Source organism: Sphingopyxis sp. SCN 67-31 (assembly GCF_001725095.1).
In genome coordinates, this window is the sequence record NZ_MEFH01000113.1 from 1 (window position 1) to 10,063 (window position 10,063).

General features: G+C 68.2%; 11 protein-coding genes and 2 tRNA genes. 6 read left to right on the forward strand and 7 right to left on the reverse strand.

The annotated features are described in order from the left end of the window. Positions 1–156: 156 nt before the first annotated feature. Positions 157–792 (reverse strand): glutathione S-transferase family protein, encoded by a 636-nt coding sequence (locus ABS88_RS20180; RefSeq protein ID WP_286750414.1) that lies wholly within the window; start codon positions 790–792, stop codon positions 157–159. Between the two features lie 99 nt (positions 793–891). Between ABS88_RS20180 and ABS88_RS20185 the strand changes: the two genes are divergently transcribed. Further along, positions 892–1,653 (forward strand): competence/damage-inducible protein A, encoded by a 762-nt coding sequence (locus ABS88_RS20185; RefSeq protein ID WP_062768999.1) that lies wholly within the window; start codon positions 892–894, stop codon positions 1,651–1,653. On the opposite strand, the gene ABS88_RS20190 is transcribed toward ABS88_RS20185, so the two are convergent. From ABS88_RS20190 to ABS88_RS20205, 4 genes are all read right to left on the reverse strand, one after another. After that, a complete protein-coding gene (locus tag ABS88_RS20190) occupies positions 1,626–2,879 on the reverse strand; it encodes an MFS transporter (RefSeq protein WP_286750415.1) in 1,254 nt (417 codons plus the stop codon). The two genes, ABS88_RS20185 and ABS88_RS20190, sit on opposite strands and share 28 nt — an antisense overlap. A 57-nt stretch (positions 2,880–2,936) precedes the next feature. Then, positions 2,937–3,010, reverse strand: a tRNA-Gly gene (locus ABS88_RS20195). Positions 3,011–3,151: 141 nt separating this feature from the next. Further along, positions 3,152–3,715 carry a peroxiredoxin gene (locus ABS88_RS20200; RefSeq protein ID WP_003042476.1) on the reverse strand — a complete coding sequence of 188 codons (564 nt, stop codon included), beginning with the start codon at positions 3,713–3,715 and terminating at the stop codon, positions 3,152–3,154. 102 nt (positions 3,716–3,817) lie between these two features. After that, positions 3,818–3,894 (reverse strand) — tRNA-Arg (locus ABS88_RS20205). Positions 3,895–4,012: 118 nt separating this feature from the next. On the opposite strand from ABS88_RS20205, the gene ABS88_RS20210 reads away from it, so the two are divergent. Continuing rightward, the gene (locus tag ABS88_RS20210; protein WP_286750416.1) at positions 4,013–5,077 is read left to right on the forward strand and encodes a YeiH family protein; all 1,065 of its coding nucleotides are present in this window, start codon (positions 4,013–4,015) and stop codon (positions 5,075–5,077) included. Positions 5,078–5,108: 31 nt separating this feature from the next. On the opposite strand, the gene ABS88_RS20215 is transcribed toward ABS88_RS20210, so the two are convergent. Further along, complete coding sequence (locus ABS88_RS20215) at positions 5,109–5,906, reverse strand: zinc-ribbon domain-containing protein (RefSeq protein WP_286750417.1); 798 nt, start codon at positions 5,904–5,906, stop codon at positions 5,109–5,111. Between the two features lie 205 nt (positions 5,907–6,111). On the opposite strand from ABS88_RS20215, the gene ftsE reads away from it, so the two are divergent. From ftsE to ABS88_RS20235, 4 genes are read left to right on the forward strand one after another with little or no spacing between them, the layout of a single operon-like run. Further along, positions 6,112–6,840: a cell division ATP-binding protein FtsE gene (gene ftsE, locus ABS88_RS20220; RefSeq protein ID WP_058810882.1), complete on the forward strand. Its 729-nt coding sequence runs from the start codon at positions 6,112–6,114 to the stop codon at positions 6,838–6,840. Between the two features lie 12 nt (positions 6,841–6,852). After that, positions 6,853–7,758 (forward strand): cell division protein FtsX, encoded by a 906-nt coding sequence (locus ABS88_RS20225; protein WP_286750418.1) that lies wholly within the window; start codon positions 6,853–6,855, stop codon positions 7,756–7,758. Beyond that, positions 7,755–8,285, forward strand: a complete 531-nt coding sequence (locus ABS88_RS20230) for a YdcF family protein (protein ID WP_003042416.1) — start codon at positions 7,755–7,757, stop codon at positions 8,283–8,285. The genes ABS88_RS20225 and ABS88_RS20230 overlap by 4 nt, the downstream gene beginning before the upstream one ends. Next, a complete protein-coding gene (locus tag ABS88_RS20235) occupies positions 8,282–9,013 on the forward strand; it encodes a lysophospholipid acyltransferase family protein (RefSeq protein WP_058810879.1) in 732 nt (243 codons plus the stop codon). The genes ABS88_RS20230 and ABS88_RS20235 overlap by 4 nt, the downstream gene beginning before the upstream one ends. Positions 9,014–9,051: 38 nt before the next feature. Here the strand turns inward: ABS88_RS20235 and ABS88_RS20240 are convergent, their stop codons facing one another. Next, a complete protein-coding gene (locus tag ABS88_RS20240) occupies positions 9,052–9,960 on the reverse strand; it encodes a prephenate/arogenate dehydrogenase family protein (RefSeq protein ID WP_286750419.1) in 909 nt (302 codons plus the stop codon). Between the last annotated feature and the right edge of the window lie 103 nt (positions 9,961–10,063).

Here is a 10,063-nt window from a genome sequence, read left to right on the forward strand (position 1 = left end):
CATCGTCAACACCGATGCCCAGACGCCCGAGGCGATCCTCGCCCCCAAGATGATTGCGCCGGACCGCCTCGCCGAAGCGCGCGATCTGGGCGCGGCGCTCGCGGAAGGGCTGGCGGCGGGAATTTTCTAGGACCAGAACCCTGGGGCCGGATGCCGTCAGGCCGGGCTCGCCGCCTGCATCTCGGCGATCAGCCCGTTGTCGATGTCCTTGGCCCGCCGGTATCCCGCGCGCTCGCGCAGCGGCGCGACATAGGCTTCGAAGGCGGGGCGCGTCGGGATCGTCCCGAATTGCAGACCCCAGTCGAGCTGGCTGCCGACATAGACGTCGGCGGCGCTGAAGCGTCCCTCCGCAACGAAGGCCTTGCCCGCCACCGCCGTTTCGAGCGCGTCGAGCGCCTTTTCGAACGAGCCATATCCCACCATCCGCTGCTGCTCGGCGCTCGGCACCCAGCCGGCGTGGGTGTTGGTCACCGCGGTTTCGAGCGGCCCGGCGGCAAAGAACAGCCAGCGGTAATAGTCGGCGCGCGCCTCCAGCGGCGGCGCGAGCCCCGCATCGGGAAAAGCATCGGCCAGATAGGCGCAGATCGCGGCGCATTCGGTGACGACCTTGCCCCGGTGGACGATCGCGGGCACCTTGCCCATCGGGTTGATCGCCAGATAGTCGGCGCCCTTCATGCTGTCGTCATAGCCCAGGATTTGCGTCTGATAGGGCGCACCGACCTCTTCGAGCATCCAGCGGACGATCTGTCCGCGCGACATGGGGTTGGTATAGAAAATCAGATCGTCGGCCATGGTTGCTCTCCCTTGCTGCGAGTCGCAAAGAACATATCAGGAACATTGTCTGCGATCCAGAAGCCTTGTTTTGTCATGCGGGCGCGGTAAGGCAAGAGGATGAGCGACGAACGCATCTGGACCGCCGCCGTGCTGGTGATCGGCGACGAGATTCTCTCGGGCCGCACGCAGGACAAGAATGTCGCGCAGATCGCGACCTGGCTCGACGTGCAGGGGATTCGCCTGCGCGAAGTGCGCATCGTCCCCGATGTCGAGGACGAGATCGTCGATGCGCTGAATGCGCTACGTGCGCGTTACGACTATGTCTTCACCACCGGCGGCATCGGCCCGACCCACGACGACATTACCGTCGATGCGGTGGCAAAGGCGCTCGGCGTCGGGGTTATCGTCCATCCCGATGCGCGCGCGATCCTCGAACGCTATTACACGGCGCGCGGCGGCGAACTGACCGAGGCGCGGCTGCGCATGGCGCGTACCCCGGAGGGCGCCGAGCTGATCCCCAACCGCATGTCGGGCGCGCCCGGCATCCGCATCGGCAATCTGTTCGTGATGGCGGGCGTGCCGCACATCACCGCGGGCATGCTCGATGCGCTGACCGGCGCGCTGGAAGGCGGGGCGCCGCTCGTCGCGCACACGATCGGCGCTTGGGCGCCCGAAAGCGAGGTCGCCGATCTGCTCCGCGCGGGCGAAAAGGATCACCCCGGCGTCGCCATCGGCAGCTATCCCTTCTTTCGCGACGGCCGCGTCGGCGCCAATTTCGTCTTTCGCTCGACCGACGCGGAGCGGGTCGCCGCCTGCGTTGCCGCCGTGCGCACGGCGCTCGAGGCGGCGGGCTATGCGGTGACCGACGGCGGCATCTGATCGGCCGCGTCGGCGTCGCTCGTCCGCGTCGCGCGCGGCAGGCGGCGCAGCATCGCGATCGCGAACAGTCCGAACAGCGCCGCCACCAGAAAGGCGGCGCCGGGGAAATGTACCGGCGCGTTCGCGCCCGTGAACCAGGCCATGGTGCCAGTGAGCAGCAGGGGCGCGACGATCTGTCCCAGCCCCATCGCCATTGCCGAAATCCCCTGCACCTCGCCCTGCGCGCCGGCATCGGCGCGGCGCGACAAGATCGCGCTCAGCGATGGCTGCACCGGCGCCTGGAACATGATCGGCACGATCAGCAGGAAGGCGCCCCAGGTCGTTGTGACGAACGCATAGCCGACGAACACCGCGACCGCGACGGCGATGCCGATCGTCGCCGCATCGCGTTCGCCGAAACGCGCGACCATCGGCCCGACGACGAAGCTTTGCCCGAGCGCGATGGCGACGCCGACCGCGGCAAGGCTCGCGCCGATCATCCCCGGCGTCCAGCCGAGCTGCGCGATGCAGTAAAAGCTCCACGTCATCGGATAGACGAGGCTGGCGATCTGCCACAGCAGCAGCACCGCCGCCGCGCCGCTCATGCCCGGAAGCGCGCGCATCGCGCGAACCGCGCCGAGCGGATTGGCGCGGCGCCAGTCGAAGCCGCGCCGCTTGTCGGGGGCCAGCGTCTCTGGAAAGATGAAGGCGCCGTAGATCATGTTCGCCGCCGCGAGCAGCGCCGCCGCCACAAAGGGCGCGCGCGGCGACAACTCGCCCAGAAAGCCGCCGATCGCGGGGCCGACGACGAAGCCGACACCGAAGGCGGCGCCGACGAAACCGAAGTTGCGAGCGCGCTCCTGCGGCCGCGTGACATCGGCGATCGCCGCCATCGCGGCGGCATAGCTACCCCCGAAAATCCCCGACAGCGCCCGCGCGACAAACAGCCAGGGCAGCGTGTCGACGATCGTCAGCAGTGCATAGTCGGCGGCGAGTCCGGCAAGCGACAACAGCAGCACGCGCCGCCGCCCGAACCGGTCCGACAGATTGCCGAGCACCGGCGAAGCGAGGAAGGTCGCCACCGCCATGACGAGCCCGATCCACGCCCCGACCTCGATCGCATGCGGCAGGTCGATGCGCCCCACCTCCATCACGAGCTGCGGCAGCACCGGCATGATGATGCCGAACCCGATCGCATCGATGAAGATGGTCGCCACGATGAACGGAATGGTGCGCTTTGCCGTCACAAGAAGATCCTGAATGTCGGAAGCGGGAGGCCTGCGCCGGGCCTCTTACGGCAGGGCTGGAGCGGGTGAAGGGAATCGAACCCTCGTCGTAAGCTTGGGAAGCTTCTGCTCTACCATTGAGCTACACCCGCATTTCAACGACTTGGCCCCTGCCTGCCGCGCTGTTTTAAAGCGCGTTTTGCAGTTGCCCTCGCGATGCGGCGTCCGAGTGCCACGATGACCGCGCTGTCGTCAACATATCTCTTGCGGATCACGCGGGCACGCGGCGGCGATCAGCGCTTCCGCGCCTTCCATGCCCGCACCGCCGCCATCGTCTTCTCGATATGCGCCTGCGGCTTGCTGTCGGTGTAGCTGAGCAGGATCGTCCCGTTCGGCGCGATCACATAGGATGTGCGTTCGGAGAGAATCCGGTTGTCCGCCGTGCGCATCGTCGTGTCATATTTGGCGGCGACCTTCGCGCCCGGATCGGCCGCCACGGCAAATTTGTCGCGGCATTCCGACCGCGAAAATTCGGCGACGCGGTCGATATTGCCCGCGGTGACGCCGATGACGCGTGCGCCCAACTTTTTGAAATCGTCGGTCGATTCGGCAAAAAGATGCGCCTCGATCGTGCAGCCGGGCGTGAAAGCCGCGGGAAAGAAATAGAGGACGACCGGACCCTGCTTCAACGCCTGCTTCAGCGACAGGCTGAAAGGCTTCCCGCCCTGTGCCGCATCCAGCGTGAAATCGGGCGCCTTCACGCCGGGCTTGAGCGCCGCGAAGCCCTGCAGCGGCGCGGCAGCCAACAGCAGCCCGACACCCAGCGCGATTGCCGTCATGCCCCGGAATTTCATCATCGCTCTCCCATTTGGCCGATGTCGCCAAGCATGACCAAAAAATGCGCGGGCGTCCAGCGCGCCGACGCGGACGCCCGTCGAGGTCATGGTCTTGGAGAAAACTGGCGCACCCGACAGGATTCGAACCTGTGACCTCTGCCTTCGGAGGGCAGCGCTCTATCCAGCTGAGCTACGGGTGCCGGTAGAGCGCGGCCTCTAGCAAGAGCTTCGCTTGCCAGCAATGGCCTATCGACCGCGCGGCGCGGATATGCGAAGCGGCGTCGGGGCCGCGATGCGGCGGCCGGTGCGGGAACGGTGATGGCGGATACGAACCAGGGCTGGCCGATGGCCGCCGATCTTTATGGCGAGCTGCAGCTCGAAACAACGCCGCCGGCCGCGCGGCGGTGGCACGATTATTTCCCCGGCGCCTTTGCGACCGCGATCGCGGCGCTCGCCGCTGCGTGGCTCGCCGATCATTATGGCGCCCCGCTTGTTCTGATGGGGCTGCTCATCGGCCTCGCGATGAGTTTTCTGTCGCAGGACAAGCGCACCCACGCCGGGCTCGACCTGATGTCGCAGACCGCGCTGCGGATCGGCATTGTCCTCGTCGGCGCCCGGATTACCGCCGAACAGCTCGTCGAACTGGGTCCGCTTCCCTTTGCGCTGCTCGTCGTCATCATGCTCGCGGTCATCCTGATCACCGTCGCGAGCGCGCGGCTGTTCCGGCAGGACAGTCACGCCGCGCTGCTCGCGGGCGGCGCGACCGCCATCTGCGGCGCGTCGGCGGCGCTCGCGCTCTATTCGCTGATCGGTGACAAGCGCATCGACCAGGCGCGCTTCACGCTGACGCTGGTCGGCATCACGGTCGCGAGCGCGCTGGCCATGTCGCTCTATCCCATTCTCGCCGCCGAAATCGGCCTGACCGACACGCAGGCCGGCTTTCTGATCGGCGCGTCGATCCACGACGTCGCGCAGGCGATCGGCGGCGGCTTTTCCTTCTCGCCGCAGGCGGGCGAGGTCGCGACGATCGTCAAGCTGACCCGTGTCGCGCTGCTCGCCCCGATGCTGATGCTCGTCGCCATGTGGCTCGGTCGCGCCGGCGATGCGCCCGCCGGAAAGCGCAAGATCCCGCTGCGCCTGCCGTGGTTCATCACCGGCTTTCTGCTGATCGCCGCGATCAATTCGATCGTCGCGATTCCGAAACCGGTGCAGGGCGCGGCGGCGACCGGGGCGCAGGCGCTGCTGCTGCTCGCGATCGTCGCGACGGCGATGAAGGCACGGCTTGCGCTGCTGCTCGATCAGGGGTGGCGCAGCTTCGCGCCGATCATCGTCGCGACGCTGACCAGCTTTCTTCTGTCGCTTGCCGCCGCCGTCAGCCTGTGACGCCGTGACGTCACGGCGGTGTAGCTGAGGCTCAGCCTTTCGGGAGCGCCCAGCTGACGGTCAACTGCGTCGCTCGGCGCGGAATATCGAGCTTCGCCTCGCTGAAATTGACCTTTTCGTTGGGCGGCAGCATCCGCACCGGCGGCTTGATCGTCCAGCTATAGACGATCGTCCCCTGCGCATCGCGCAGTTCGGCGAGGATCGGCGGCACGCGCTGTTCGCGATCGGTCGGGTTGATGATGACCCCGCTCGCCGCGAAATAGATGGTGCCGTCGGGCAGTTCGCGGTGATCCTGATTTGGCGGCAGCTCGATCACCAGATCGGGCTCGTCGGCCATCCCCGGAATGCCCAGACCCTGCGCCCAGCCCGGCAGGCCGAACCAGTACAGCGCCCCGGTCGCGCCGATCATCAGCAGCGCGGCGGCAGCGGCGATCATCGTCCAGCGCTTGGCGGGATTGCGCCGGGCGCGGCGGAAGGGCAGCGGCTGCTCGGCCTCGCTGGCCGGAATGATGCGCGGCTCGGCCTCGGGCACCGCAAAGGCCTGCGGCGGCGGCGGCGCGGACTCTTCGACCATGGGCGGCGCGGCCGGTTCGCGATCGACTGCGGGCGCGGCGGATACAGACGAGGGGGCGGAAGGCGCGGCCTCGGGCGCCGAAACCGGCTCCGGGGCGGGCGGCGCAGCGGGCACGGGCGCCGCCGGGGCCGCTGCAGCGGGTTCCTGGAACCAGCTATGGCGGCAACTGGCACAGCGCACCGTTCGGCCATTGGGTCCGATCGCCGTGTCGGGGACGACATAGCGCGTATGGCAGGACGGGCAGGACAGGATCATGGCGTCTCTCTAAACACGCTGATTCGCGGTGTTGCAAGCGCCGCGTGCGCCGGGCGTGCCGGCAAGGCATGGCGGGCGCCGGTCGAAAAGCCGACGCTTGGCGCTTGTCCTCGCGAAACAGCCGTGCGACAGGCAGCGACATGAGCGGCGGGGCTCCCCTTTTCGACCGGCACCAAGGCGCATCGCGGCGCGCGATGGTGGCGTCATGACGGCGACCGCCCCCGGCCGACCCGGCGGCGCAATGGTCGAATTCGACGGCGTCGGTCTGCGCTACGGGCCCGATGCCGAGACATTGTCCGACATCAGTTTCAACCTTCAGCCCGGCAGCTTCTATTTCCTGACCGGCGCGTCGGGCGCGGGCAAGACCTCGCTGCTCAAGATGCTTTACCTCGCGCAGCGGCCGAGCCGCGGCATCGTGCGCCTGTTCGGCGAGGATCTGGGGACGATGCCGCGCCAGCGCCTGCCCGGCTTTCGCCGCCGCATCGGCGTCGTGTTCCAGGACTTCCGGCTGATCCCGCATTTGAGCGCGCGCGACAATATCGCGCTGCCGCTGCGCATCGCCGGGGTCAGCGAGGAGGATCTGTCGGGCCCGGTGGGCGAGATGCTGAGCTGGATCGGGCTGAGCGAACGCGCGCACGCCTTTCCGCCGACGCTGTCGGGCGGCGAGCAACAGCGGGTCGCGATCGCGCGCGCGGTGATCGCCCGCCCGCAACTGCTCGTCGCCGACGAACCGACGGGTAACGTCGATCCCGAGATGGCGATGCGCCTGCTGGGCTTGTTCGAGGCGCTCAACCGCCTCGGCACCACGGTCGTCGTCGCGACCCACGACATCCATCTGATCAGCCGCATCGACAATGCCCAGATGATGCGGCTCGAAAAGGGGCGGCTGTCCGATCCCACCGGCGCGCTGCGCTATCCGCCGAACCGCGCCTAGGATGGAAGGCCGATGATCTTCGCGCGCGTTCCCGTCCAGCATCGCCGCCTGCTTCCCGATCGCCGCCTGTCGGGCCCGACACCGTGGGTCATCGCGATCCTGATGATGCTTACCCTGCTGGCCGCCGCGGGCGGCGTCGGCCTTGCGCGGTCGGCGGATGCGATCGGCGAGGCAATTGCGGGGCGCGTCACGGTGCAGATCGTTACCGCCAATCCCGTGCTGCGCGCAGAGCAGGCGGCGGCGCTGCGCCGCGCGGCTGCTGCACAACCCTTCGTGCGATCGGCGCGCGCGGTCGATCCGGCCGAGTTGCAGGCGACGCTCGGCCAATGGTTCGGCACCGCCGACGGCGACGATCCGGTGCTGCGCTCGCTGCCGATGCCGGCGCTCGTCGATGTCGATTTCGTCGGCGAGGATCGGTCGGGCCATATGGGCCAGTTGCGCGCGCTCGTCGCCCGCGAGGCACCGGGCGCGCGCGTCATCCCGCATGCCGATTGGCTCGGCCCCGTCGCGCGGTTGATCCGCTCGCTCGCCTGGATCGCGGGCGGGCTCGTTATCCTGATGACGCTCGCTAGCGCCGCGGTGGTCATCATGACGGCACGTGCCGCTCTGGGCACCCATTATGCGACGATCGAGATGCTGCACCTGATCGGCGCCACCGACCAGCAGATCGCTCGCCTGTTCCAGCGCCGCATCACGATCGATACGGCTTATGGTGTCGCGCTCGGTACCGCGGTGGCCGCCGCCATCCTGCTGCTGATCGGCTGGCAATGGTCGCGCGTGACATCGGGACTTGCCGCGACCGCGGCGCTTGGGCCGATCGGCTGGGCGCTCTTGCTGGCGCTGCCGCTATTGGCTATCGCGCTCGCGGCACTGACGGCGCGGCAGACCCTGCTCGCCGCGCTCAAGAAGATTTTATGATCAAACGGCTGATCTCTCTCCTGTTCCTAGCCTGGGTGCTGGGCTTCGCGTGGTTCGCGCTGCTCTTGCCGCTGCCCGCGGGCGACCAGACGACCGACGCGATCGTCGTGCTGACCGGCGGCCCCGGCCGGATCGACCGCGGGCTGGAACTGCTCGAGGCGGGGCGCGCCAAGCGGCTCCTGATCAGCGGCGTCGCGCGCGAAGTGAAGCCGAAGGAACTCGCTGCCGAATATAAACGACCGCAAAAGCTGTTCGATTGCTGTGTGGCGCTGGGCTTCGAAGCCGAGGATACCCGCTCGAACGCGACCGAGGTCGCAAGCTGGGTTGCGCGGCGCAACTACAAGAGCATCCGGCTCGTCACGACCGACTGGCACATGCGCCGCGCCGAATATGAACTCGGCCGCGCGATGGACAAGAAGGTGACGATCCTTCCCGATGCGGTGCGCAGCCAGCCGAGCTTTTCGACGCTGTTTCGCGAATATCACAAATATCTGGCCGGTCTGGCGGGCGGCCTGCTCGGGCTGTGAGCTATGCCGTCGCCCTCGTGCGTTCGATCCTGTTCTGGATCGCCTTCGTCCTGATGAGCAGCATCTGCTCGATCGGCGCGATCGTCACGCTGCCGATCTCGCACCATGCGACGCGCGGGTTCGTGCGCGCCTGGGCGAAGTTCCATCGGCTGATCTGCCGCTTCATCCTGGGGCACCGCGTGATCGTCGAGGGCGAGATGCCCGACATCCCCGTCCTCTATGTCTTCAAGCATGAGGGCGCGTTCGAGACGATCGAACAGCCGATGCTGTTCAAATGGCCCGCGGTCTTCGCCAAGGAACAATTATTCTCGATCCCCGTCTGGGGACAGGCGGCGCGCTTTTACGGGCTGATCCCGGTCGACCGCGACGGCGGCGGCAAGGCGATGCGCGCGATGCTGAACGCGGCCAAGGCGGCGCTTGCGATCGGTCGCCCGCTGGTGCTGTTCGCCGAAGGCACGCGCGTGCCGCACGGCAAGGCGCCACCGCTGCGGTCGGGCTTCGCGGGTGTCTATCGCATGCTGGGCGTCCCCGTGATCCCCGTCGCCGTCAACAGCGGCATCGCCTATCCGCCGCACCGCTGGGTCAAATGGCCGGGAACCATCACCTATCGCATCGGCGACACCATCCCCGCCGGCCTGCCGCGCGAGGAAGCCGAAGAACGCGTCTGGCGCGCGATCAACGCGCTCAACCCGCCCGAAGCGCTGCTGGAAAAGCCGGCCGAGCAATAGGAATAACGGTCGTCGCCCCGCCTTCGCGGGGGCGACGGTCAGTGTTTGCGCCCGAAATCGGGGGCCGCATCGTCCTGACCCTGCTCGATGATCGAACGGCGGATCGCCCGCGTCCGCGTGAACCAGTCTTCGAGCCGGTCGCCGTCGCCGCGGCGGATCGCCTGCTGGAGCGCCGTCAGATCCTCGTTGAAGCGCTGCAGCGTCGCGAGCACCGCGTCGCGGTTGGCAAGGAACACGTCGCGCCACATCACCGGGTCGCTCGCCGCGATGCGCGTGAAATCGCGAAAACCGCCCGCCGAATATTTGATGACCTCGCTCTCGGTCACTTCCTCCAGCTCGCTGGCGGTGCCGACGATCGTATAGGCGATCAGGTGCGGCAGATGGCTTGTCACCGCCAGCACCATGTCGTGATGCGCCGCGTCCATCGTCTCGACCTTCGCGCCGAGCGCCTGCCACAGTCCCGTCACCGCGGCGACCGCATCGGCGGGCGCGTCCGGCGCCGGGGTGACGATGCACCAGCGCCCGTCGAACAGCGTCGCAAAGCCCGCGGCCGGGCCGCTGTTCTCGGTCCCCGCGACCGGGTGGGCGGGCACCACGACATGATCGGGCAGTGCGGCGCGCAGCGCGGCGCCGACCCCCGCCTTCGACGATCCGACGTCCGAAATGATCGCATGCGCGGACAGACCCGGCGCAATCGCCGCAGCGGCATCGGCCATGCGCCCCACCGGCACCGCCAGAATCACCAGGTCGGCGCCCTCCACCGCCTCCGCCGCATCGTCGCTCACCGCGTCGCAAAAGCCGAGCGCCCGCGCTTCGGCGCGGACATCGGGATCGGCATCATGGCCGGTCACCGCCACATCGGGCAGCTTCGCCTTGAGCGCGCGCGCCACCGACGATCCGATCAGGCCCAGCCCGACGATCGCAACCCGCCCGATCGCGCGCGCCATGCCGGTCAGCCCGCGGCGATCGCGGCGCGGATCGCCGCCGCGAGCCCGCGCGTCTCGTCTTCGGTGCCGATCGTCATGCGCAGCGCCTGCGGGATGCCCTGTC

Excerpts from the sequence above, each read along its gene's own strand:
- ABS88_RS20180 (WP_286750414.1), bottom strand. The coding sequence starts at position 792 with ATGGCCGACGATCTGATTTTCTATACCAACCCCATGTCGCGCGGACAG.
- ABS88_RS20185 (WP_062768999.1), top strand. The coding sequence starts at position 892 with ATGAGCGACGAACGCATCTGGACCGCCGCCGTGCTGGTGATCGGCGAC.
- ABS88_RS20200 (WP_003042476.1), bottom strand. The coding sequence starts at position 3,715 with ATGATGAAATTCCGGGGCATGACGGCAATCGCGCTGGGTGTCGGGCTG.
- ABS88_RS20210 (WP_286750416.1), top strand. The coding sequence starts at position 4,013 with ATGGCGGATACGAACCAGGGCTGGCCGATGGCCGCCGATCTTTATGGC.
- ABS88_RS20215 (WP_286750417.1), bottom strand. The coding sequence starts at position 5,906 with ATGATCCTGTCCTGCCCGTCCTGCCATACGCGCTATGTCGTCCCCGAC.
- ftsE (WP_058810882.1), top strand. The coding sequence starts at position 6,112 with ATGACGGCGACCGCCCCCGGCCGACCCGGCGGCGCAATGGTCGAATTC.
- ABS88_RS20225 (WP_286750418.1), top strand. The coding sequence starts at position 6,853 with ATGATCTTCGCGCGCGTTCCCGTCCAGCATCGCCGCCTGCTTCCCGAT.
- ABS88_RS20230 (WP_003042416.1), top strand. The coding sequence starts at position 7,755 with ATGATCAAACGGCTGATCTCTCTCCTGTTCCTAGCCTGGGTGCTGGGC.
- ABS88_RS20240 (WP_286750419.1), bottom strand. The coding sequence starts at position 9,960 with ATGGCGCGCGCGATCGGGCGGGTTGCGATCGTCGGGCTGGGCCTGATC.